Below are 22793 nucleotides of genomic sequence, written 5' to 3' on the forward strand. Positions count from 1 at the left end.
ACGCCGCTCCCGGCCCGGCCTCCAAGGACGTGCAACCGAGGCGACCTTGACCTGAGCGTTTCCGCATGCGTCGGTGATCCAGCCGATCACCGCTCCCGCCCGCCAGGGCGCTCCTTCCGCGCGCGGCCGTCGGCCCGCATCACCTCGCCCGAGGCCGACTGCGGCCGGGCTCCGCCACCCCGAGGACCCAACGACTCCATGAGCTGCCACATGACCGTCCTGGGGCGCCGCCTGCCCGTCTGGCCGATACCGATGCTGTGGACCCTCGCCCTGGGCCTGTGGGGGCTGTCCCGGCAGCACAGCGTGTGGCGGGACGAGGCCGCGACCTGGCAGGTGGCCCGGCGGCCCGTCGCCGACATCTGGCACATGCTGGGCGAGGTCGATGCCGTGCACGGCCTCTACTACCTGCTGATGCACGCGCTCTTCGAATGCTTCGGGCCCGGCATCACGACACTGCGCCTGCCCTCCGTGCTCGCCACGGCGGTGGCGGCGGCGTGTGTGACGGTCGTCGGACACCGGCTGGCCGGTGTCCGGGCGGGGCTGGGAGGCGGGCTGACGTTCGGGTTGCTTCCCGCTGTGCAGTTCCACCTCCAGGAGGGACGCCCGTACGCACTGGTCGCGGCAGGAGCGGGCATCTCCACGCTGCTGCTGGTCACCGCGTTGCAGGGACGCGACCGGAAAGGACACTGGGCGGCTTACGGCGGCACGGTCCTGCTGTGCGCGCTGCTCAACTGGCTGTCGCTGCTGATCCTGCCCGCGCACGCGGCGACTATGGCCTGGACGAAAGCCGGGCGTGGGACATGGATCCGATGGGCGGCGGCCGTCACGGCCGCCGTGGCGGCCGCCCTGCCGATGATCCTTTTCACCCTGACCCAGTCCCGGCAGGTGTCCTGGATACCGCCGCTGACCTGGCCGATGCTGGTCGGCCCGGCGATTTTGCTGGCCATCGGCGCTCTCGGGGCCCTTCTTGACCGGCCGCGGGCAGGCCTTCTCTCGCCGGCGGCCGTCGCTCTGCCGTTGCTGGCCGTGCCGCAGATCGGCCTGGTCGGCCTCTCCTTGGCCAAGCCGCTCTTCCTGGACCGCTACGTTCTGTTCAGCATGCTGGGCCTGGCCCTGCTGATCGGCGCGGCACTGGGTGCGGTGGCACGGATGATCGAGCCGCGGTTCCCTCGGGCGTCACGATGGCTGGTGCCGGCCGTGGTCGCCGCGGCCGTCATCGCGCTGCTGCCGCAGTCGCTGGCCAAACGGTCCCCGGCCAGCCGCGTGGACGATGTCCTGGCGGTGGCGGCGGACGTGCGGCGCCTCAAGAAGGACGGCGACGCGGTTGTCTTCGTTCCCGCGGCCCGGCGCGATACCGCGCTGGTTTCCCCCGCCGCGTTCGCCGGTCTGCGTGACATAGCGCTGGCGGAGAGTCCGGTGGCGTCCGGGACGCTCAAGGGTGAGGAGGCGAGTCCGGAGCGCATACGGACCGCGATGCTGGCGCAGCGGCGGATCATGCTGATCACCGACACGCCCGAGGTGGCCCGGCCGGTGTCGGCGGAACGGGACAAGGCGAAGGTCGCCGTCCTGAAGCAGTGCTTCACCGTGGTGGCGGACGAGCAGGTCCGTGGCCGGCGGGTGACGGTGTACGAGCGGCTCTGACCGGCCGAGTGGAGCATCGAGGGTGCCGGCCGCGGGAAGCCGAACGGAGCACGGAGGGCGCTGCCACGGGAAAGCCGAGGGGCCCGGACCGAATCTGGATTCGGTCCGGGCCCCTCGGGCTGCGTACAGGCTCGTTACGGCAGCTGCGCCGCCCGTGCCTCGCGGCTCTCGCGCCGGTTGTCGCGGAACGTGTTCACGCGGCGTGCCGTCGCGAAGAGCGGGATGGTCGCCGCCATCACGATCTGCAGCGCGCAGCCCATCTGCAGCAGCACCTGGCCGCCCGGCGCGTCGAACGCCCACGCCGCCAGCATGCCCATGGCCGCCACGATCCAGGCGAGCACCGCCACCGCGAGGACGCCCCGCGGCTTGGGGTACTCGACCCGGCTCACCATCAGCCACGCGGTACCGACGACCGCCAGCAGTGTCGCCTCGAACGGCAGCTCGAGGAGCACGATCGAGACGACCGTAAGGGCTCCGAACGGGGACGGCATGCCCTGGAACGTGCCGTCCTTCACGGTGACGCACGAGAAGCGGGCAAGCCGCAGCACCACCGCCAACAGCACAACGATCGCGCCCACCGCCGCGACCCGCTCATGCGCGTCACTGGCGACCATGCCGTACACGAGCACGAAGTACGCAGGCGCCAGACCGAAGCTGATCAGGTCGGAGAGGTTGTCCAGCTCCGCGCCCATCGGCGACGACCGCAGCTTGCGCGCGACGAGACCGTCGAACAGGTCGAAGACGGCCGCGCACAGCATCAGTATCACCGCGGTGGCCGCGCTGTTGCGGGCCATGCCCGACTCGTCACCCGAGAGGTGCGGGATGAGGATGCCGGTGGTGGTGAAGTACACCGCCATGAAGCCGCACGTCGCGTTACCGAGCGTGAGGGTGTCCGCTATCGACAGCCGAAGAGACAGCGGCATCTCCTCCGCGTCGTCGTCCTCGGCGACCCAGTTGGTGGCCTGTGTGTCGGGATCAATCACGGTCAATTCGAGTCACCCCCGCGGTCGTGGTCTGACCGACCTCGACAGCGACGTCGACACCTTCCGGAAGGTAGATGTCAACGCGCGATCCGAAGCGGATCAGACCGATGCGGTCGCCCTGCTCGACCTTGGTGCCCTGCGGGATGTACGGGACGATCCGCCGCGCGACCGCGCCGGCGATCTGCACCATCTCGATGTCACCGAGCTCGGTGTCGAAGTGCCAGACAACGCGCTCGTTGTTCTCGCTCTCCTTGTTGAACGCGGGAACGAAACCGCCCGGGATGTGCTCGACCGACGTCACCGTGCCCGAGAGGGGCGCCCGGTTGACGTGGACGTTGAGCGGGCTCATGAAGATCGCGACGCGGGTACGTCCGTCCTTCCACGGCATGATGCTCTGCACCACACCGTCGGCGGGCGAGATGACCCGGCCGTGTGCGATCTCACGCTCGGGGTCGCGGAAGAACCACAGCATGCCCGCCGCGAGCGCGGTGGTGGGCACGGCGATGGCCGCGGCACGCCGGGAGCGGCGCGAGCGGGCCAGGCTGAGTGCAGCGGTGGCGACGGTCGGCAGAAGCCACGGCGATGCTCCGCGAGCGATACGTACGCCAAGGAGGCTGTCGCGAGGTGCAGAGGTTTGGCTGTGGGGCATGGATGACCTTCGTAGCGGATGATGCCGCGCTGGCAACGGGGGACGGCGGCTTTCCCGCGATCGTATCGGTTACGACCCGCAACTGGGAAAGGCAGAAGCCGAGTCGGCGGCCGGAAGATGATGACAGGGTGTGATCATCTTCCGGCCGTAACCGACTCAAAAGCGACAATCAACCCTGGAATCGGTACTCCTCGAGCAGCCGACGACCAATGATCATTTTCTGGATCTCGGCGGTACCTTCGCCGATCAGCAGCATCGGGGCCTCGCGGTAGAGGCGCTCGATCTCGTACTCCTTGGAGAAGCCGTAGCCGCCGTGGATACGGAAGGCGTCCTCGACGACTTCCTTGCAGTACTCGGAGGCGAGGTACTTCGCCATCCCTGCTTCCAGGTCGTTTCGTTCCCCGGAGTCCTTTTTGCGAGCTGCGTTGACCATCATCGCATGCGCGGCCTCGACCTTGGTAGCCATCTCGGCCAGCTTGAACTGGATGGCCTGGTGCTGGGCGATCTGCTTGCCGAAGGTGTGGCGCTGCTGGGCGTAGGAGACGCCCAGCTCAAAGGCACGCTGCGCGACACCGCAGCCACGCGCGGCCACGTTCACGCGGCCGACCTCGACGCCGTCCATCATTTGGTAAAACCCTCGGCCGGTGGTGCCGCCGAGTACCCGATTGGCCGGAATGCGCAGTCCGTCCATGATGAGTTCGGTCGTGTCGACGCCCTTGTAACCCATCTTGTCGATCTTCCCGGGGATGGTGAGGCCGGGGCGGACCTCTCCGAACCCGGGCTCCTTCTCGACGAGGAAGGTCGTCATCGACTTGTGCGGGGCGGTCCCCTCGGGGTGTCCTTCGTCACTCCGGCACAGGACGGCGACCAGAGTGGACGTGCCGCCGTTCGTCAGCCACATCTTCTGGCCGTTGAGGACGTACTCGTCGCCGTCCTTGACGCCCTTGGATGTGATGGCCGACACGTCGGAGCCGAGGCCGGGCTCGGACATCGAGAACGCGCCCCGCACCTCGCCCAGTGCCATGCGCGGCAGGAAGGTGTCCTTCTGCTCCTGCGTGCCGTGCTGCTTGAGCATGTACGCCACGATGAAGTGGGTGTTGATGATGCCGGACACGGACATCCAGCCACGGGCGATCTCCTCCACGCACAGCGCGTACGTGAGAAGGGACTCGCCCAGGCCGCCGTACTCCTCCGGGATCATCAGGCCGAACAGGCCGAGTTCCTTCAGGCCCTCGACGATCTGCGTCGGGTACTCGTCCTTGTGCTCCAGCCCGGTCGCGACAGGAATGATCTCCTTGTCGACAAAGTCCCGCACGGTGGCGAGGATCTCCTGCTGAACATCGGTCAGACCGTGGGTCTGGGCGAGTCGCGCCATGACTACTTCTCCTGTGACTTCAGCTCGGGCCGGCCGGGCTGCTCGCCGCCGCGCTCCTTGATGTACGTCTCCGTCGGGACCATCACCTTGCGCCGGAAGACGCAGACGAGGGTGCCGTCCTGCTTGTAGCCCTTGGTCTCCACGTAGACGATCCCGCGGTCGTTCTTCGACCTGGAGGGCGTCTTGTCGAGGACGGTGGTCTCGCCGTAGATCGTGTCGCCGTGGAAGGTCGGCGCCACGTGCCGCAGGGACTCGATCTCCAGATTGGCGATGGCCTTGCCGGAGACGTCCGGCACGGACATGCCGAGGAGCAGCGAGTAGATGTAGTTGCCCACCACGACGTTCTTGCCGAAGTCCGTCGTGTTCTCCGCATAGTTGACGTCCATGTGGAGGGGGTGGTGGTTCATCGTCAGGAGGCAGAAGAGGTGGTCGTCGTACTCGGTGACCGTCTTCCCGGGCCAGTGCTTGTAGACCGCCCCGACCTCGAACTCCTCATAGGTGCGTCCGAACTGCATGGTCGTCAGGCCTCCGGGATCTCGAACTTGCTGGTGCGCTGCATGCCGGCCGCGCGCCCCTTGCCGGAGACGACGAGCGCCATCTTGCGGCTGGCCTCGTCGATCATCTCGTCGCCGAGCATCGCCGAGCCCTTCTTGCCGCCGGCCTCCGACGTGTAGTAGTCGTACGCGTCGAGGATCAGCTCCGCATGGTCGTAGTCCTCCTGCGACGGCGAGAAGATCTCGTTGGACGCCTCGACCTGACCCGGGTGGAGCACCCACTTGCCGTCGAAGCCGAGCGCGGCGGCGCGCTGCGCGACCGCGCGGTAGCCGTCGATGTTGCGGATCTGCAGGTAGGGGCCGTCGATCGCCTGGAGGTTGTTGGCGCGGGCCGCCATCAGGATCTTCATCAGGATGTAGTGGTACGCGTCGGCGTCGTAACCGGGGGGCTGCTCGCCGACCACCAGGGACTTCATGTTGATGGAGGCCATGAAGTCGGCCGGGCCGAAGATGATCGTCTCGACGCGCGGCGACGCCTGGGCGATCGCGTTGACGTTGTTGAGGCCCTGCGCGTTCTCGATCTGCGCCTCGATGCCGATCTTGCCGACCTCGAAGCCCATCGTCTTCTCGATCTGGGTGAGCAGCAGGTCCAGCGCCACGACCTGCTGGGCGTCCTGCACCTTCGGCAGCATGATGCAGTCGAGGTTCTGGCCGGCGCCCTCGACGACCGTGACGACGTCACGGTAGGTCCAGTGCGTGGTCCAGTCGTTGACCCGCACGACCCGCGTCTTGCCGGTCCAGTCGCCCTCGTTGAGGAACTTCACGATGGTGTGGCGCGCGTCCGGCTTGGCGAGCGGCGCGCAGGCGTCCTCCAGGTCCAGGAAGACCTGGTCGGCGGGCAGACCCTGGGCCTTCTCCAGGAACCGCGGGTTCGAGCCGGGCACCGCCAGGCAGGAACGGCGCGGACGAAGACGGTTGACCGGGTGCACAGGGGTGCTCATGCGGAGACCTCCAGAGGGTCGAGCTTGTTCGCTTTACGGATCTCGTCGACGATACGGCCGATGATCTCCGTGATACCGAAGTCCTTCGGGGTGAAGACGGCGGCCACGCCCGCCTGCTTCAGTGCGGCGCCGTCGGCGTTCGGGATGATCCCGCCGACGATCACCGGAATGTCCGCGGCGCCCGCCTCACGCAGCCGTGCGAGCACGTCCGGCACCAGCTCGGCGTGCGAGCCGGACAGGATGGAGAGGCCGACGCAGTGCACGTCCTCCGCGAGGGCGGCGGAGACGATCTGCTCGGGCGTGAGCCGGATGCCCTGGTAGACCACCTCGAACCCGGCGTCGCGGGCACGTACGGCGATCTGCTCGGCGCCGTTGGAATGCCCGTCCAGACCGGGCTTGCCGACCAGCAGCCGCAGCCGGCCGGAACCCAGCTCGTCCGCGGTGCGCGCCACCTTCTCGCGCACGGCGGCGAGCGGGGTGCCCGCCTCCGCGGTGACGGCCACCGGGGCGCTGCTGACGCCCGTCGGCGCACGGAACTCGCCGAAGACGTCACGCAGCGCCCAGGCCCACTCGCCGGTGGTGACGCCCGCACGCGCACACTCGACGGTGGCCGCCATCAGGTTCTCGGTGCCCGCCGCGGCCTTCTTCAGCGCCGCGAGGGCCTCGGCCGCACGGGACTCGTCGCGGTCCGCCCGCCACTCGTGGAGCTTGGCCACGACACGGGCCTCGTTCGCCGGGTCGACCGTCATGATCGCGGTGTCGAGGTCCGCGGTGAGCGGGTTCTCCTCGGTGGTCTCGTAGATGTTGACGCCGACGATCTTCTCGTCGCCCGCCTCGATCCGTGCCCGCCGCTCGGCGTGCGAGGAGACCAGCTGCGACTTGAGGTAGCCGGACTCGACGGCCGCCATGGCGCCGCCCATCTCCTGGATCCGGTCGATCTCCTCGAGACACTCGGCGACAAGCGACTCGACCTTGGCCTCGATGACGTGCGAGCCGTCGAAGATGTCCTCGTACTCCAGCAGGTCCGACTCGTGCGCCAGCACCTGCTGGATGCGCAGCGACCACTGCTGGTCCCAGGGCCGGGGCAGACCCAGCGCCTCGTTCCACGCGGGCAGCTGCACGGCCCGCGCCCGGGCGTCCTTGGAGAGCGTCACGGCCAGCATCTCGAGGACGATGCGCTGGACGTTGTTCTCCGGCTGTGCCTCGGTCAGCCCGAGGGAGTTGACCTGGACGCCGTAGCGGAAGCGGCGCTGCTTCTCGTTCTCGATGCCGTAGCGCTCACGGGTGACCTTGTCCCAGATGCGCCCGAACGCGCGCATCTTGCACATCTCCTCGATGAAGCGGACGCCCGCGTTCACGAAGAACGAGATACGGGCGACCACGTCACCGAACTTCGAGGCCGGCACCTGGCCGGAGTCGCGCACCGCGTCGAGCACGGCGATCGCGGTGGACATCGCGTACGCGATCTCCTGGACCGGCGTGGCCCCGGCCTCCTGCAGGTGGTAGCTGCAGATGTTGATGGGATTCCACTTGGGGATGTTGGCCACCGTGTACGTGATCATGTCGGTGGTCAGGCGCAGCGAAGGACCGGGCGGGAAGACGTGCGTCCCGCGCGACAGGTACTCCTTGACGATGTCGTTCTGGGTCGTGCCCTGGAGCCTGGTGATGTCCGCACCCTGCTCCTCGGCGACCACCTGGTACAGCGCCAGCAGCCACATGGCGGTGGCGTTGATGGTCATCGAGGTGTTCATCTGCTCCAGGGGGATGTCCTGGAACAGCCGGCGCATGTCGCCCAGATGGGAGACCGGCACGCCGACCCGGCCGACCTCGCCGCGGGCGAGGATGTGGTCGGGGTCGTAACCGGTCTGGGTCGGCAGGTCGAAGGCCACCGACAGGCCCGTCTGGCCCTTGGCGAGGTTGCGCCGGTACAGCTCGTTGGACGCCTCCGCGGTCGAGTGACCGGCGTACGTCCGCATGAGCCAGGGCCGGTCCTTCTGGCGCTCTGTCATCTGCAGACCTCAGACATTCCTGAAGCGGTTGATGGCGTCGAGGTGCTTCTCGCGCATCTCCGGGTCGCGGACACCGAGGCCCTCCTGCGGGGCGAGGGCGAGGACGCCGACCTTGCCCTGGTGGAGGTTGCGGTGCACGTCGTACGCGGCCTGGCCGGTGTCCTCGAGGGAGTAGACCTTCGAGAGCGTCGGGTGGATCTTGCCCTTGGCGATGAGGCGGTTGGCCTCCCACGCCTCGCGGTAGTTGGCGAAGTGCGAGCCGATGATCCGCTTCAGTGACATCCACAGGTAGCGGTTGTCGTACTCGTGCATGTAGCCCGAGGTGGAGGCGCAGGTGGTGATCGTGCCGCCCTTGCGGGTGACGTAGACGCTCGCGCCGAAGGTCTCGCGGCCGGGGTGCTCGAAGACGATGTCGATGTCCTCGCCGCCGGTGAGTTCGCGGATGCGCTTGCCGAAGCGCTTCCACTCCTTCGGGTCCTGGGTCTGCTCGTCCTTCCAGAACTTGTAGCCCTCGGCGTTGCGGTCGATGATCGCCTCGGCGCCCATCTTCCGGCAGATGTCCGCCTTCTGGTCGCTGGAGACGACACAGATCGGGTTGGCGCCGCCGGCCAGCGCGAACTGGGTGGCGTAGGAGCCGAGTCCGCCGCTGGCACCCCAGATGAGGACGTTGTCGCCCTGCTTCATGCCGGCGCCGTTGCGGGAGACGAGCTGACGGTAAGCGGTGGAGTTGACCAGGCCCGGGGAGGCGGCCTCCTCCCAGCTGAGGTGCTTGGGCTTGGGCATCAGCTGGTTGGACTTGACGAGTGCGATCTCGGCCAGGCCGCCGAAGTTGGTCTCGAAGCCCCAGATGCGCTGCTCGGGGTCGAGCATCGTGTCGTTGTGGCCGTCGGAGGACTCCAGCTCGACGGAGAGGCAGTGCGCGACGACCTCGTCCCCGGGGTTCCATGCGTTCACGCCGGGACCGGTGCGCAGGACGACGCCCGCGAGGTCGGACCCGATGACGTGGTACGGCAGGTCGTGGCGCTTGGTGAGCTCGGACAGGCGTCCGTAGCGCTCGAGGAACCCGAAGGTCGAGAGCGGCTCGAAGATCGAGGTCCACACGGAGTTGTAGTTGACCGAGGAGGCCATGACCGCGACGAGGGCCTCGCCGGGGCCGAGCTCCGGCACCGGCACGTCCTCGACGTGGAGGGACTTGCGGGGGTCCTTCTCCCGCGTGGTGAGGCCCTCGAACATGTCGACCTCGTCCTTGTGCACGGTGACCGCGCGGTAGGACTCGGGGATGGTCAGAGCGGCGAAGTCGGCGGTCGTGGACTCCGTCGACTGGATCGCGTCCAGGATTTCCTTCACGGTGTTGCCTCCGGCGAAGAGCGTCTGAGGGGGACGCTGAGGGGTACGTCGGGGTGGTGCTGCTGTGGAGGTGTGCCGTCGGTTCGGCGGGTGGTGCTCGATGGCGGCGCTGGTGGGCGCCTGAAGGTGCCTGTGACGCAGGCGTCCGGGCGCGCAGCGCGATGGTTGCGGGGACAGCCGGCGTACGAATGGTCTCTGCACGCCGGCCGCCCGGACAACATCAACGTATGGCACCCCGTGCCAGGTGACAAGACACTGCGTGCCAAGAATTTTTCTCAGATGCAATCCGCCGGACACATATGAGCGATGATCGATCGAATGGGGCCCTGAGCAGCGCGAACGGCCGCCCCTGGACGGGGCGGCCGTGACGGTGGGTGCGTATGCGTGCTGCTGGAGTAAGGAGTGGTGATGTGACTCTCGCGGCGGCAGGTACCGCCGGACGGGTGAATCCGTGCGGTGAGTCAGCCGCTCCTGAGCGCCTGCTCGATCGTCCGCATGACCTCGCTCAGTGGCGCGTCCGTACGCGCCACGGCCACCAGCACCTCGCCATGTGTGCGGGCCGTCGCCGCGGGCTCCTCGGCCGCCGGGGCGGCCTCGCCCGTGACCGTGCCGCTCTTGCGGCCGGCCCCTATGCCCGAGCCGAACGTGTCACGGACGATCGCGAACGCGTGGTCGAGCTGGGCCTCCACGTCGCCCTGGCCGCCGGCCCGCAGCCAGCGGCGCAGCACGTGGTTGTGCGCGGTGACGACCGCGGAGGCGGCCACTTCCGCCAGCAGCGGGTCGTCATTGCCGTCGTGGTGGTCGCGCTCGTCGAAATGGCCCAGCAGATAGCGCGTGAACAGGCGCTCGTAGCGGGCCACCGACGCGATCTCGCGCTCCCGCAGCGTCGGCACCTCACGGGTCAGGCGGTAGCGCTCCACGGAGACCGCGGGAGAGGCCGCGTACATCCGCATGACCTCTTTGATGCCGCGGCAGACCGTGTCCAGCGGGTGCTCGTGGGGAGGTGCGGCGTTCAGCACCGCCTCCGCCCGTACCAGCGTGTCGTCGTGGTCGGGGAAGATCGCCTCTTCCTTGGAGCGGAAGTGGCGGAAGAAGGTCCGCCGTGCCACGCCCGCCGTGGCGGCGATCTCGTCGACGGTCGTCGCCTCGTAGCCCTTGGTCGCGAACAACTCCATGGCCGCCGCCGCCAGTTCACGGCGCATCTTCAGACGTTGCGCAGCGGCGCGGGAGCCTGCGGCGCTCTCCGGGGCGTCGGCCTGTGCGCCGGCGCGGCCGGTGCGGCGGGAGGTATCAGCGGGCTGGGGCATGATCTGAACGTACTGCATTCGAGCAGCTGAATGCGCCCACGGGGCGGTGCCGGCGTCGGACGGGCCCGGAGCCGGGGACGGGCCGCCCGGACCGAGCAGCCCGCCCCAGCCGGCGTCGGACTCAGCGCCGGGCATATTCGCGGAAGCCGCGTCCCGTCTTGCGGCCGAGGCAGCCCGCCGCCACCAGGTGCTCCAGCAGCGGCGCCGGGGCGAGACCCGGGTCGCGGAACTCGCTGTGCAGCACCTTCTCGATGGCCAGCGAGACATCGAGCCCGACCACGTCGAGCAGCTCGAACGGGCCCATCGGGTAGCCGCCGCCGAGCTTCATCGCGGCGTCGATGTCGTCGAGGCTCGCGTAGTGCTCCTCGACCATCTTGATCGCGTTGTTGAGGTACGGGAAGAGGAGCGCGTTCACGATGAAGCCGGCGCGGTCGCCGCAGTCCACCGGGTGCTTCTTGATCTTCGAAGTGACCTCACGGACGGTGGCGTGCACATCATCGGCGGTGAGGACCGTGCGGACCACCTCGACCAGCTTCATCGCCGGCGCCGGGTTGAAGAAGTGCATCCCGATGACGTCCTCGGGGCGCGAGGTGGCGCGGGCACAGGCGACGACCGGCAGAGACGAGGTCGTGGTGGCGAGCACCGCGCCCGGCTTGCAGATCTTGTCCAGGGTGGCGAACAGCTGCTGCTTGATCGCCAGGTCCTCGGCCACCGCCTCCAGCGCCAGATCGACGTCGGAGAAGGCGTCCAGCGAACCGGCGGGCGCGATCCGGGCGAGGGTGGCCTCACGGGCCTCCTCCGTCATCCGGCCCTTGGAGACCGAGCGGGCCAGCGACTTGCCGATCCGGGCCTTGGCCACCTCCGCCTTCTCCAGGCTGCGAGCGGCGAGGACCACCTCGTAACCGGCCTTGGCGAAGACCTCGGCGATGCCGCTCGCCATGGTGCCCGAGCCGGCCACACCCACCGAGCGCACCTCGCGGCCGGCGGCCGCCTCCGCCGAGGGCCTCGGGGTCAGCGCGTCGTCGACCACCTCCGCGGTGTCCGGCGCGGCGTACGTGTAGAAGCCGCGGCCGGCCTTGCGGCCGGTCAGGCCCGCCTCGCTGAGCTGCTTCAGGATGGGCGCCGGGGCGTGCAGCCGGTCGTGCGACTCCGCGTACATGGCGTCGAGGACGGTACGGGCGGTGTCGATGCCGATCAGGTCGAGCAGCGCGAGCGGTCCCATCGGCAGACCGCAGCCCAGCTTCATCGCGGCGTCGATGTCCTCACGGGAGGCGTACCGCGACTCGTACATCGCCGCCGCCTGGTTGAGGTAGCCGAACAGCAGGCCGTCGGCCACGAACCCGGGCCGGTCGCCGACCGCGACCGGCTCCTTGCCGAGCTCCCTGGCGAGCGCGGTGACGGCCTCCACGGCCGCCGGCGCGGTGAGCACGCAGGAGACCACCTCGACCAGCTTCATCGCCGGCGCCGGGTTGAAGAAGTGCAGGCCGAGCACGCGCTCGGGGTGCTCGGAATCGGCGGCGAGCCGGGTCACGGAAAGCGCGTTGGTGCCGGTGGCGATGATCGCCTGCGGCCGGACGATGCCGTCCAGCTCCCGCAGGACCTGGAGCTTGGCCTCGTACGACTCGGGCACCACCTCGATGACGAGGTCGGCCTCCGCTGCGGCCTGAAGGTCCGAGAAGGTGCGGAAGCGGGCGAGGGTGTTGCGGCGCTCCTCCTCGGTGATCCGCTCGCGCTCCACGGCGCGGGCGGTCGAGGCCTCGAGCGCGAGGACGGCACGGCGTGCCGCGGCGTCGCTGACGTCGATGCCGATGACCTCACGGCCGGCGCGGGCGAGGACCTCGGCGATGCCGGTGCCCATGGTGCCGAGGCCGACGACGGCAATGGTGTGGAGAGGGGTGTCCATCACGGGACTCCAGGGATGAGTGACGACTGAATGAGGAGCGCGCGGGCGGAACGGAAGAACGCCGAAAAGCGCCGAATGCGCACAGGCCGTACACCGAGGGGCGTGCGGCGCGCGTGAAACGCGTGTCGTGGTGCTGGGCCGACGGGCCTGTCCCGGGCCACGTCGTACTGCGGGCTTCGAAAAGCCGAACCGACAACCTCTCGGCGGCTGCGTCACCAGGCCGCCGAAAGCGCGGGGGTTACCCGCTCACCTGAGGTTAACTCGCTGGTAACGAGCGCGCCAGCCCCGGGGTGATGTGATCTGGATCGCGCCCCCACCCGCTCGATACCCTGCTCACATGGACGAGGAGTTACGGTCGCTCGCAAGCCGGCTACGGGACGAGGCGGGCGGCGGTCCGGTGTACGAGCGCCTGCTGGCCACCACCGACCGTGACGAACTGGCCGCAGTCCTCACCCGAGGCGAACACGCCCTGTGGGCCCGCGAACTCGCCGCCTTCCGCCTCGGGTGCGCCGGCGACCGCCGGGCCTTCGAGTCCTTGGTCCTGCTCCTCAACCACCGCGACCCGGAGCGCTGCGTCTCCGCGGCCCACGCGCTGTTCCTGCTGGGCGACCCAAGAACCCCTCGCGCGGCGGCGGCACTCGCCACCAACGAACTCCGCGTCGCCTACGCCCTGTCGCCGGTCCGCCTGCTCACCAGGTTGCGCGCCCCCGAGTCCGCGCCGGCGCTGATGACGGTCCTGTGTCGCAGACTGACGGCCGGGGATCCCCACTGGCGCGTGGCCCTGGCCTGCGTGGAGGGCCTGGGGGCGCTCGGTGACAAACGCGCGGCGGACATCGTCCGCGCGGCCCTGCCCCACCCTCGCCTGACGGCCGCCGCGGCGGCGGCGCTGGCCAGGCTGGAGGTGTGAGGGGAGGGCGCCGCCTGCCCGCGGAGAGAGCCGCACGGCAGATCCGGGTCGCCGAGCGGTCGTCGAAGCGGCTTGTGGGCAGCTTGGTTGAAAGACCACTGCGGGAACGGTCGGGGCTCTGGCGGTCGTCGAGGCCGAACTGGCGCTGTGCGCCGGTTTCGTCGTGGCCGGCGCGACGGTCCGGGCCCCGGCGGATGCCGGCGCCGACTCGGTGACCTTCGTCGCCACCGGCGAGGACGGCCGTGCCGCCGAGGACCTGGCCTGTGCCGATTACCTGGACCGGCTCCTGGCGGGGGAGCGTGTCGACCCCGGCCCCTGTCTGCACCGCAAGCCGGCCCCTCCCCGGCCGCGGACGACCTGCGCGGCGGGCGACGCGGCGGCGCTCACCCCGCCGATGTGGGGTTGTGTCTGGAGGTGGACCGGTTCGACTTCGCCATGAGGTCGGACGCGAGGAAGGGACGGCGGTACTGCGGCCGCTCCGGTACGAATCGTCTGCTGGCATGATCGACGGGTGATCGGCGAAACCGCGCGCCCCGGCGCCATGAAGTACGTCCTGTTCGATGTCGACGGCACATTGATCGATGCCGTGGAAAATCAACGCAGGGTCTGGCGAGCATGGGCGGAGCGGTACGGGCTGGACGCCGACGCGGTCTACCGGGTGGCGTTGCGTACGCGTCCGTCGGAGACCTTCGCGCAGGTCGCTCCGGGCGAGGATCCTCAAGAGTGCCTGGCCGCACTGCACGCGTTGGAGGACGAGGACGTGCGTTCCGGCACCTACGCGGCCTTCGACGGGGCCTTGGAACTGCTGACCGCGCTGCGGCCCGGAAGCTGGGCCTTGGTCACCTCGAACTACGAACACCGGGTACGCGGCCGCTTCGCCCGGACCGGCCTGCCGGTCCCGGACGTCCTCGTGGACGCGGCCGCCGTCCACGAGGGCAAGCCGTCGCCCGTGCCCTACCTGCAGGCCGCCGCGCGACTCGGCGCCGAACCGGCGGACTGTCTGGTCATCGAGGACGCCCCTTCCGGGGTGCGGTCCGGACTGACTGCCGGAATGACGGTGTGGGGCGTCAACGCGGCCGCGGCGGTGGACGGCGTGCACCGCCACTTCGGCACCTTGCGCGAAGCGGTGCGCGACATCATCGCGTTCACGTCCGTGCCGCACTCTCACCGGCCGGCAGGATCGGACGCGGTGGAATGAATCAGCTTCGGAATCGGGCCCGCCCTTGCGACGGTCCGCGCCCGGTGGTCCTTGCTTCCCTGACCGCGTCCACTGCCCTGACGGCGTCCGGCCCGCCCGCGGGCGGCTGTGGCCGCGGATGGCATCGGCCGGTTCGAGAACTGCCCACTTCCATGCGGGGCAGAGACGGGAGTCCGACCGGGAGCGACGACGGGCAGGCCGACCGTGGATGCGGTCGGCGGAGCGACAGGGGAGAACGGGGCAGCCGCCGCGGCCCGCGCACGCCGTGTTCTCGTCGCCCGCGTCCGGCGGGCCGCGGCGGCGGCCCGGGCCGGCCCGTGCCCGCGTAGGGGCGGGCTCAGGTCCGTGGAGGCGGCCCCGCCTCGCTCGGTGCCCGCGCCCGCGTCCGGTGCTGCGGGAAGTCGTCGGGGTCCTGGACGGCGGGGGACGCCCCGCGGTGGAGGCGGGGGCGCAGGCGCGCGCGGGCCGCGTCCGCCATGCGGCGCGGCTTCCAGGGCGCGCGCGGGCCGTCCACCGGACGCGGCGGCGGCACGGACGGCCGGGACGGCACAGAGGGCAGGCGGACCACCGCGTCCAGACCGCCGTGCGGCGCCTCCTCCAGCGTGGCCCGCCCGCCGCCGGCGACGGCGAGCCGCTGCACCAGGGCGAGCCCGAGGCCGCTGCCGCCGGCGGCAGCGCCCGGTGCGCGCCAGAAGCGGTCGAAGGCCCGGGCACGTTGCTCCGGTGGCAGGCCCGGACCCTCGTCGATGACGTGCAACTCCGCCCAAGGAGAGCGTGCTTCGCGCGACGCCCGCCGAGAAGCGCGCACCGGGCGGGTCTCGAGCCGGACCTCGGTCCCCGGCCCGGACACCCGCAGGGCGTTGGAGAGCAGGTTGTCCAGGATCTGTTCCACCGCGCCCGGTACGGCGAGCGCATGGCCGACGCGCTCGCCGCCGAGGGTCAGCCGGCATCCGCGGGATGCGAACAACGGCCCCCAGGTGGCGGCCCGTTCACGGGCGCAGCGGTCGACGTCGACCGGCTCGCGGGCGGTCGCGTGCTCCTCGAGCCGGGCCATGGCGAGCAGCGTCTCGACCATCCGGGCGAGCCGTTCGGTCTCCGTCATCGCGGCGGTCAGATTGGCGCGGGAGCCGGGAGCGATCCCGGGTTCCAGATTGTCCAGTCTCAGCCGCAGCGCGGCGAGCGGTGTCTTGAGCTGGTGGGACGCCTCGCCCGCGAACGCCCGCTGCGAACGCATCACATGCTCCAGGCGCGCGGCGGTGTCGTTGAAGGTGCCGGCCAGCCGGCGGACCTCGGGCGGGCCCGTGGTCGTCGCCAGCGTCGCGCGGACGGAGAGGTCGCCGCGGGCCAGCCGGGCCGTGACGGCCTCCAGCTCCATGATGGGGCGGCCGGTCCAGCGCGCCACGGCGAGTCCCAGCCCGGCGAAAGCCGTCAGGACGAGCAGTCCCGCGACGGCGAGCGTCAGCCAGACCCGGTGCACCCGCTGGGAGACCACCTCCGTGGGCAGTGTCAGGTGCACCGCACCCGACCGCGATGCCCCGGCGGTCACCGGGGCCGCCGCGGCCAGCACCTCCACCCGGCCGTAGCCACCGGTGCGCACGTCGGTGGCCGCCCGCCCGCCAAGTGCGGCGCGCACGTGCCTGCGGTCCAGCATGTCCCGGGCCTCGCGGTCGCTCATCGGGCGTGACGCCGCGCGGACCCTTCCGTCGTGGTCGAGGACGAACACCTCTCCGTCGATCCGCTCGGCACAGTGGATCACCCGGCGGGCGAGCGCCGCCGTCTCGTCGGACCGAAGGGAGAGCCGCGCGTACGCGGCGAGCGCCTCGGCCTCGTCCTCCGCGGCGCGCACGACTCGCTGTCGCTCCGCGCCGCCGTAGACGATGCCCAGCGGTATCTCCAGGCTGAGCAGCACCAGCACGACGAGGGTGAGGTAGCTCAGCCGCAGTCGGCGGGTCACGGTGGCGGCACCCGATCAGGGCCCGGCGGCACCCGATCAGGGCCTGGTGGGACGCGGTCGGGGGCAGCAGCCTGGCCGGGGACGGAGACGTCGTCGGCCAGCCGGAAACCCACACCGCGCACGGTCTCGATCCAGCGGGCGTCACCGAGCTTGCGCCGCAGGGTCGCCACGTGGACGTCCAGCGTCCTGGTCGGGCCGTGGAAGTGCGGGTCCCACACCTGGTCGATGATCTGCCGGCGGGTGTAGACGGCACCGGGATCCTCCGCCAGCAGCGCCAGCAGGTCGAACTCCTTCGGCGTGAGTGCCACTTGTTCGGCACCCAGTCGGACCTGGCGGGTGCGCCGGTCGATGACGAGCCCTCCAGGCCGGGCGGCCTCCACCGCACCGGCGGGCCGCCCGGTACGGGCGCCGGCCGCCGGGCCCGTGCCGGGCGCGCCGGCACAAGGCTCCGGCAGGGCGGTCACCACAGCCGGGCGGGCCGGTTCCGGCGGGCCCGTGAAGCCGTGGGCGGCAACGGCCGTGCGCCGCGTGACCGCCCGGACCCGGGCTATCAGTTCACGAATGCTGAAAGGTTTCGCCAGGTAATCGTCGGCTCCGATCTCCAGACCCACGATCCGGTCGGCCTCCCCGCCCCGCGCGGTGAGCATGATGATGGGCACGTCGGATACCTGGCGAATGCGCCGGCAGACGTCGATACCGTCGATGTCGGGCAGGCCGAGATCCAGCAGGACGATGTCGCCGTAGGGGGCGCCGAGCGCCTCGGTACCGGTGGCGACCCGTTCCACCGCCAGCCCGAAGCGTGCCAGACCTTCGGCCAGGGGCTCGGCGATGGTGTCGTCGTCCTCGATGAGCAACACCCGCATGGTTGTCCTCCCATCCGTCCGTTCTCGGCGACACGTCGGAGCCCTGCCGCCAACGCGACTGCGCCGCGCCTCAAGTGCCTTATGAACAGGGCGAGTTCGGCATCTGCACCGTACAACAGGCAGTCGCCGGGAAGATCGTGACTCATCCCACGCCCGACGACCCGCGTTCCGGGGCCTGTTCTTCGTACACACCCCGCCGTCGCAGAGAACTGGCCGGATCATGGGCGCGCCTTGACGTGCTGCTGGCCCGGCTCTGACGACCGCGTCCCTACGGTCGTTGCCACAGTCCGCAGGTGCCGCCCCCGTGGCGAGCGCCGCTGCGACCCCCCAGGAGGCAACCATGCAGGCCCTTCTCGACCATGCGCGCTCCTTCCACCGGAATCCGGGCAGGGATGCCGACACCCTTCGCGCCCTCGCGGCCGGCCAGTCGCCCGAGGCCATGGTCATCAGCTGCTCGGACTCCCGCGTCGTCCCCGCGCTCATCACCGGCGCCGGCCCCGGCGAGGTGTTCGAACTGCGCAACGCCGGCAACATCGTGCCCCCGCCCGGCTCGGGCGTCCCCTCCGGCGAGGCCGCCACCATCGAGTACGCCCTCGAGGTGCTCGGCGTACGGGATGTGGTGGTGTGCGGCCACTCGCACTGCGGCGCGATGGACGCCCTGGCCTCGGGCAGCGACCTGTCCGGGCTCCCGCGCGTCGAGGCGTGGCTGTCGCTGGTGCGGCCCGCCCTCACCCCGTACCTCGGCACGCGCCCCGACCCCGGCAAGGACGCGCGGCTCGAGCGGATCGTGCAGCGCAACATCGTGCACCAACTCGCCGTGCTCGGCTCCTACCCGGCGGCCGGCAGGCTCATCGATGCGGGCGAACTCCGCCTGCACGGCTGGTACTACCGCGTCGAGACCGGAGCGCTCCTGGAACTCGGGGACGACGGGACGTTCGAGGCCCGCTGACGCCCACCTGCTCGGCCCCCGTCACACCGAACGGCTCCCCCAAAGGACTCCCTTCATGACTTCCCCCACCCGAAAACGCGCCCGTCACGCACGCCCCCCGAGCAGGACCTTCCCCACCCGTCCCGCCGCCGGGCGCCGCCCTGGCGGCGCGCCCGTGGACCGGCGCCCCACGCTCGCCGAAGAACTGCGCGGGGCCTCACTTGTGACCGAGATCGTGGCGTCGTTCGTCGTCTTCCTCGTCGCCCTGCCCCTGTGCATCGGAGTGGCTGTCGCCTCCGGCGCGCCCGCCGAACTCGGCATCGTCTCCGGTGTGGTCGGCGGGCTGCTCGTCGGCCTGATGCGCGGCAGCACCCTTCAGGTGAGCGGACCCGCGGCAGGGCTCGCCGCGCTGGTCGCGGAGGCCATCGCCGCGCACGGAGCGGCGACGCTCGGCGTCATCGTGCTGGCGTCAGGAGTCCTCCAGATCGCCCTCGCGCTCGTCAAGCTCGGCCGGATGTTCCAGGCGATCTCCGTCGCCGTCGTCCAGGGCATGCTGGCGGGCATCGGCCTGCCCCTCATGATCAGCCAGTCCTATGTGCTGGCCGACAGCAAGGCTCCGGGTACTCCCGTGGAGAACGCACTGGGCCTGCCCGGTCTGCTCACCACGGCCCTGAGTACGACCGACGCGCTGATCGCCACGGCGCTCGGACTCGCGACCGTGGCGCTGTGCTTCGTCTGGAAGAAGGTTCCCGGCCCCGTGGCCAAGGTGCCGGCTCCGCTCGTCGCGGTCGCCGTGGGAATGGCCGTGGCCGCGCTCCCGGGGGTGCGGATCGACACCCTGCGCGTGGGCGATCTGACGGCCGCCGTGCACTTTCCCGGCGCCGCCGAGTTCGCCTCACTGGCCGACCCGGCCGTGCTGGCCACCGTGCTCACCTTCACGGTGATCGCCTCGGCGGAGAGCCTGTTCACCGCCGCCGCCGTGGACCGTATGCACACCGGTCCCCGCACCCGCTACAACAGCGAACTGCTCTCCCAGGGCGTCGGCAACACGGTGTGCGGCTCCCTGGGCGCACTGCCCATGACGGCCGTGGTCGCGCGCAGTTCGGCCAACGTCCAGGCCGGAGCGAGGACACGGCTCTCCCGCACCCTGCACGGCCTGTGGCTGCTGGGCTTCGCGCTGCTGCTGCCCGGCCTCCTCGCGTTGATCCCCATCACGGTGCTGGCCGGTGTGCTGGTGCACAGCGGCTGGAAACTCCTCGCGCCGGAACAGTTCCCGCGGCTGTGGAAACAGGACAAGGGGGAGGCGGTCGTGATGGTCGTCACCACCTTCGCCATCTTCGGTACGGCTCTGCTGGAAGGCGTCCTCATCGGTCTGGCCGCGGGGGTCGTGCTCGCCGTGCTCCGCATGTCCCGGACCACCGTGCGGCACAGCACCGACGGGGACACGGCCAAACTCACGATGACCGGCAGCGCCACCTTCATCAGGCTCCCGCAGCTGCTCGACGCGCTCGACGCCGTCGCCGCGGCCGGCAGCCCACGGATCCGGCTCGACCTCACGGCCATGACCCACCTCGACCACGCCTGCCGAACCCAGATCGACGAGTTCGTCGCCCAGCAGCGCAGAAGCGGAACGGTCCGGGTGGAACTGCTGCTCCCGAGCGGCCCGATGGGTGCTCCCGCGGTGGAGCCCGGCGGACCGCCGCACGGAGACGGCGTGCCCCGGGTGGCGGGGGAGGAGCTGCCGGACCTCCCGTACCGCATGGAGCGGCCGGCCGCTGGCCGGGTGGCCGCCCCGCCTCGTACCGACGCCGAACCCTTCGCTCCGGAACGGGAATTCACGGGCACCGCCACGACGGAAGCGTTCGATGTCGGCGAGTGGGAGCAGGCATACGTGGGTGAGGCCGCCCGCCGTGGCGCCGCCGCCGTCCAAGGGGATGCGCACGGCGGCGACATGAGCCGGTGGAACCCCGCCGGAGGTGGCCGTCGCGATGCCCGGGCTCCCGGCCCGTACGGCGTCTTCGACGGCCTCGGCTGACACGTCCGGCCCCGGGACCGTCGGCGGGTCACCGCAGGCGTTGCGCCCGTGGGGCGGCGTCGTGGGTGTGGTGGCGCCGACGGGGCCGGGGCCGGGTCCCGTCGGTCAGGACGGTCCAGTCGTGGCCTTGCCTTGTCTCACAGGCCGTGGCGGCGGTCGCCCAGGACCCGTTCGCACACCCGGGCTTCGGATTCGGGGGAGAAGGGATCGTTGTGGGCCCCCGCGGAGCGGCGGGTCTCCTCGACGGGACCGGGGTCGAGGTCGGCGATCATGCCGGCGCCGACCCTCTCCGGACGAGGCGTGGGTTCCGGACCGGGCCGGGAATGTCGGGTCATCGTGACCACCTCCGACACCAACGTGCCTCCGCCGCGGGCGATCTGACAAAGTTCCTTGCGGAAAGAGCAAAAAAGGGGGCGGGCCCGGACGATCCCCTGCGCCGGTGGGATTTGCGGCGGCGCACCTGGCCGAGGCTCAGGCGCCGGGGGCCGCCGAGGGTGCCGCCAGCCACCGTGCATAGCGCACTTCGGGGACGGCGACGCCGTCGACCTCGAAGGGCTCCTCCCTGCCGTCCGGCAGGAATCCGGCCCGCTCGTAGAAGCGGCGGGCGCGTGCGTTCTCCTTGAGGACCCACAGTTGCATCAGATTGAAGCCGCTCGCCCGTGCCCGACCGGTCAGCTCTGCCGTCAGCGCGTGGCCGACGCCGGAAGATATCCGCTCGGGCAGCACGTAGAGGGCGTAGAGCTCGCATGTTCCGGGCGGGGCGTCCTCGTCCCTGGCCGGTCCGAAGCAGCCCCAGCCGATCACGTTCCCGTCCCGCTCCGCGACCACGTCGGTGACCTCGGTGCCGTCGGCCAGGTACCGGCGCCGGCGTACCGCGTCCTCCTCGACGCTCATGGCGTCCAGATACGACTGGGGCATCAGCCCGGCGTACGCGTAGCGCCACCCGCCCACGCGGATCGCCGCCACCGCCTCGCAGTCGTCGATGGTCATGTGCCGCACCTTCACCGTCATCGGTACGCGCCCTCCCTCGCCGTTCCGAACAGCACACTGCCCGCCGGCTCTCGCCGACGCCACCAATAATCCGTCACCCGCCGGTGACTGCGGGTCACAGCAGTGTCAGCTGGGTGGGTTCGTCGCCGGTGGGCAGGGTCGCCGGTTCGCCGCGTACCGGCAGGCGCCGGTGCCCGTCGGGCCGGGAGGCCGGGCCGATGCCGAACTCCGCGGCGAGTTCGTGCACATGCCGGGTGATCCGGCGCTGGTACCACCGCGGCGCGTAGGCGCCTTCGGCGTAGAGACGTTCGTAGCGCGCCACCAGGTGCGGATGGTGTTCGCGCAGCCAGGTCATGAACCACTCGCGGGCGCCCGGCCGCAGGTGCAGCACGAGCGGGGTGACGGAGGTGGCCCCGGCGTCGGCGATCGCCCGGACCGTCGCGCGCAGCTGGTCCGGACGGTCGCCGAGGAAGGGGATGACCGGCGCCATCAGGACACCGCAGCCGATGCCGTGGTCGGTGAGGGTGCGTACGGCGTCGAGCCGGCGTTCGGGGGAGGGGGTGCCGGGTTCGACGGTGCGCCACAGCTCGCGGTCGGTGAAGCCGACGGAGACGGACACGCCGACCTCGGTGACCTCCGCGGCCTGCCGCAGCAGGTCCAGGTCGCGCAGGATCAGGGTGCCCTTGGTGAGGATGGAGAACGGGTTCGCGTGGTCGCGCAGCGCGGAGATGATGCCGGGCATCAACCGGTAGCGGCCCTCGGCGCGCTGGTAGCAGTCGACGTTGGTGCCCATGGCGATGTGCGCCCCCTGCCACTGCCGGGAGGCGAGCTGGCGGCGCAGCAGCTCGGGGGCATTGACCTTGACGACGATCTGGGAGTCGAAGCCGATGCCGGTGTCGAGGTCCAGGTAGCTGTGGGTCTTGCGGGCGAAGCAGTACACGCAGGCATGGGAGCAGCCGCGGTACGGGTTCACCGTCCATTCGAACGGCATCCGGGACGCTCCGGGCACCCGGTTGAGGATCGAACGGGCGCGCACCTCGTGGAAGGTGATGCCCCTGAACTCGGGCGTGTCGAAGGTCCGGGTGGTGACGGCCGACGTCCCGAACAGGGCGGCGTCCCCTGATGTGGCGGGGCTTTCTGCCAGATTGTCCCAGCGCATGGGTGCCTCCTCGTTCGCACTGACCCCAGAATAGAACACCTGTTCCCATG

20 protein-coding genes are annotated in these 22793 nt (G+C 70.6%); 6 read left to right on the forward strand and 14 right to left on the reverse strand.

All coding sequences use genetic code 11. The annotated features are described in order from the left end of the window. Positions 1–210 precede the first annotated feature (210 nt). Positions 211–1641, forward strand: coding sequence for a glycosyltransferase family 39 protein (locus MDN94_RS21290; RefSeq protein WP_482727476.1), 1431 nt, complete (start codon positions 211–213; stop codon positions 1639–1641). Positions 1642–1775: 134 nt separating this feature from the next. Here the strand turns inward: MDN94_RS21290 and pssA are convergent, their stop codons facing one another. The 9 genes from pssA to MDN94_RS21335 form a co-directional block, all read right to left on the reverse strand. Continuing rightward, positions 1776–2630 carry a CDP-diacylglycerol--serine O-phosphatidyltransferase gene (gene pssA / locus MDN94_RS21295; protein WP_482727477.1) on the reverse strand — a complete coding sequence of 285 codons (855 nt, stop codon included), beginning with the start codon at positions 2628–2630 and terminating at the stop codon, positions 1776–1778. Further along, positions 2617–3273 (reverse strand): phosphatidylserine decarboxylase, encoded by a 657-nt coding sequence (locus tag MDN94_RS21300; RefSeq protein ID WP_189464470.1) that lies wholly within the window; start codon positions 3271–3273, stop codon positions 2617–2619. Before MDN94_RS21300 ends, pssA begins: the two co-directional genes overlap by 14 nt. Positions 3274–3442: 169 nt before the next feature. Beyond that, the gene (locus MDN94_RS21305) at positions 3443–4648 is read right to left on the reverse strand and encodes an acyl-CoA dehydrogenase family protein (RefSeq protein ID WP_005309527.1); all 1206 of its coding nucleotides are present in this window, start codon (positions 4646–4648) and stop codon (positions 3443–3445) included. A gap of 2 nt (positions 4649–4650) precedes the next feature. Continuing rightward, positions 4651–5163, reverse strand: a complete 513-nt coding sequence (locus MDN94_RS21310) for a MaoC family dehydratase (protein WP_159684572.1) — start codon at positions 5161–5163, stop codon at positions 4651–4653. 5 nt (positions 5164–5168) lie between these two features. Further along, positions 5169–6143 carry an HpcH/HpaI aldolase/citrate lyase family protein gene (locus tag MDN94_RS21315; protein WP_159684569.1) on the reverse strand — a complete coding sequence of 325 codons (975 nt, stop codon included), beginning with the start codon at positions 6141–6143 and terminating at the stop codon, positions 5169–5171. Then, positions 6140–8152, reverse strand: a complete 2013-nt coding sequence (locus MDN94_RS21320; RefSeq protein WP_482727478.1) for a protein meaA — start codon at positions 8150–8152, stop codon at positions 6140–6142. The genes MDN94_RS21315 and MDN94_RS21320 overlap by 4 nt, the downstream gene beginning before the upstream one ends. Before the next feature lie 9 nt (positions 8153–8161). Continuing rightward, positions 8162–9499 carry a crotonyl-CoA carboxylase/reductase gene (ccrA, locus tag MDN94_RS21325; protein ID WP_482727479.1) on the reverse strand — a complete coding sequence of 446 codons (1338 nt, stop codon included), beginning with the start codon at positions 9497–9499 and terminating at the stop codon, positions 8162–8164. Positions 9500–9960: 461 nt separating this feature from the next. Beyond that, positions 9961–10806, reverse strand: a complete 846-nt coding sequence (locus MDN94_RS21330) for a TetR family transcriptional regulator (protein ID WP_482727480.1) — start codon at positions 10804–10806, stop codon at positions 9961–9963. A gap of 121 nt (positions 10807–10927) precedes the next feature. Continuing rightward, a complete protein-coding gene (locus MDN94_RS21335; RefSeq protein WP_482727481.1) occupies positions 10928–12709 on the reverse strand; it encodes a 3-hydroxyacyl-CoA dehydrogenase family protein in 1782 nt (593 codons plus the stop codon). Positions 12710–13046: 337 nt separating this feature from the next. On the opposite strand from MDN94_RS21335, the gene MDN94_RS21340 reads away from it, so the two are divergent. The 3 genes from MDN94_RS21340 to MDN94_RS21350 all read left to right on the forward strand — a co-directional run bounded on the left by MDN94_RS21340 (position 13047) and on the right by MDN94_RS21350 (position 14814). After that, entirely contained in the window at positions 13047–13616 is a 570-nt protein-coding gene (locus MDN94_RS21340; RefSeq protein ID WP_482727482.1) for a HEAT repeat domain-containing protein, read from the forward strand. A 163-nt stretch (positions 13617–13779) separates the two neighbouring features. Next, positions 13780–14055, forward strand: a complete 276-nt coding sequence (locus tag MDN94_RS21345) for a hypothetical protein (protein WP_482727483.1) — start codon at positions 13780–13782, stop codon at positions 14053–14055. Between the two features lie 72 nt (positions 14056–14127). Then, positions 14128–14814: an HAD family hydrolase gene (locus MDN94_RS21350; RefSeq protein ID WP_482727484.1), complete on the forward strand. Its 687-nt coding sequence runs from the start codon at positions 14128–14130 to the stop codon at positions 14812–14814. 337 nt (positions 14815–15151) lie between these two features. Here MDN94_RS21350 and MDN94_RS21355 read toward each other — a convergent pair whose 3' ends face one another. Beyond that, entirely contained in the window at positions 15152–16768 is a 1617-nt protein-coding gene (locus MDN94_RS21355; protein ID WP_482727485.1) for a sensor histidine kinase, read from the reverse strand. Continuing rightward, complete coding sequence (locus MDN94_RS21360) at positions 16765–17631, reverse strand: response regulator transcription factor (protein ID WP_482727486.1); 867 nt, start codon at positions 17629–17631, stop codon at positions 16765–16767. Before MDN94_RS21360 ends, MDN94_RS21355 begins: the two co-directional genes overlap by 4 nt. Before the next feature lie 340 nt (positions 17632–17971). On the opposite strand from MDN94_RS21360, the gene MDN94_RS21365 reads away from it, so the two are divergent. Continuing rightward, the gene (locus MDN94_RS21365; protein WP_482727487.1) at positions 17972–18580 is read left to right on the forward strand and encodes a carbonic anhydrase; all 609 of its coding nucleotides are present in this window, start codon (positions 17972–17974) and stop codon (positions 18578–18580) included. A 55-nt stretch (positions 18581–18635) separates the two neighbouring features. Next, positions 18636–20594, forward strand: a complete 1959-nt coding sequence (locus tag MDN94_RS21370) for a SulP family inorganic anion transporter (protein ID WP_482727488.1) — start codon at positions 18636–18638, stop codon at positions 20592–20594. A 137-nt stretch (positions 20595–20731) separates the two neighbouring features. On the opposite strand, the gene MDN94_RS21375 is transcribed toward MDN94_RS21370, so the two are convergent. The 3 genes from MDN94_RS21375 to MDN94_RS21385 all read right to left on the reverse strand — a co-directional run bounded on the left by MDN94_RS21375 (position 20732) and on the right by MDN94_RS21385 (position 22743). Then, on the reverse strand, positions 20732–20929 hold the full coding sequence (locus MDN94_RS21375; RefSeq protein ID WP_482727489.1) for a hypothetical protein: 198 nt from the start codon (positions 20927–20929) through the stop codon (positions 20732–20734). 136 nt (positions 20930–21065) lie between these two features. Further along, on the reverse strand, positions 21066–21584 hold the full coding sequence (locus MDN94_RS21380) for a GNAT family N-acetyltransferase (RefSeq protein ID WP_482727490.1): 519 nt from the start codon (positions 21582–21584) through the stop codon (positions 21066–21068). A 115-nt stretch (positions 21585–21699) separates the two neighbouring features. Then, a complete protein-coding gene (locus tag MDN94_RS21385) occupies positions 21700–22743 on the reverse strand; it encodes an Rv2578c family radical SAM protein (RefSeq protein ID WP_482727491.1) in 1044 nt (347 codons plus the stop codon). Positions 22744–22793: the final 50 nt, after the last annotated feature.

This window comes from Streptomyces sp. WAC00040, from assembly GCF_056835925.1.

Bases quoted from the DNA above. Each gene is read 5' to 3' on its own strand.
- MDN94_RS21370 (WP_482727488.1), top strand. From the start codon at position 18,636: ATGACTTCCCCCACCCGAAAACGCGCCCGTCACGCACGCCCCCCGAGC.
- MDN94_RS21305 (WP_005309527.1), bottom strand. From the start codon at position 4,648: ATGGCGCGACTCGCCCAGACCCACGGTCTGACCGATGTTCAGCAGGAG.
- MDN94_RS21310 (WP_159684572.1), bottom strand. From the start codon at position 5,163: ATGCAGTTCGGACGCACCTATGAGGAGTTCGAGGTCGGGGCGGTCTAC.
- MDN94_RS21375 (WP_482727489.1), bottom strand. From the start codon at position 20,929: ATGACCCGACATTCCCGGCCCGGTCCGGAACCCACGCCTCGTCCGGAG.
- MDN94_RS21290 (WP_482727476.1), top strand. From the start codon at position 211: ATGACCGTCCTGGGGCGCCGCCTGCCCGTCTGGCCGATACCGATGCTG.
- MDN94_RS21380 (WP_482727490.1), bottom strand. From the start codon at position 21,584: ATGACCATCGACGACTGCGAGGCGGTGGCGGCGATCCGCGTGGGCGGG.
- MDN94_RS21320 (WP_482727478.1), bottom strand. From the start codon at position 8,152: ATGACAGAGCGCCAGAAGGACCGGCCCTGGCTCATGCGGACGTACGCC.
- MDN94_RS21330 (WP_482727480.1), bottom strand. From the start codon at position 10,806: ATGCCCCAGCCCGCTGATACCTCCCGCCGCACCGGCCGCGCCGGCGCA.
- MDN94_RS21365 (WP_482727487.1), top strand. From the start codon at position 17,972: ATGCAGGCCCTTCTCGACCATGCGCGCTCCTTCCACCGGAATCCGGGC.
- MDN94_RS21385 (WP_482727491.1), bottom strand. From the start codon at position 22,743: ATGCGCTGGGACAATCTGGCAGAAAGCCCCGCCACATCAGGGGACGCC.
- MDN94_RS21360 (WP_482727486.1), bottom strand. From the start codon at position 17,631: ATGCGGGTGTTGCTCATCGAGGACGACGACACCATCGCCGAGCCCCTG.
- MDN94_RS21315 (WP_159684569.1), bottom strand. From the start codon at position 6,143: ATGAGCACCCCTGTGCACCCGGTCAACCGTCTTCGTCCGCGCCGTTCC.
- MDN94_RS21335 (WP_482727481.1), bottom strand. From the start codon at position 12,709: ATGGACACCCCTCTCCACACCATTGCCGTCGTCGGCCTCGGCACCATG.
- MDN94_RS21300 (WP_189464470.1), bottom strand. From the start codon at position 3,273: ATGCCCCACAGCCAAACCTCTGCACCTCGCGACAGCCTCCTTGGCGTA.
- MDN94_RS21340 (WP_482727482.1), top strand. From the start codon at position 13,047: ATGGACGAGGAGTTACGGTCGCTCGCAAGCCGGCTACGGGACGAGGCG.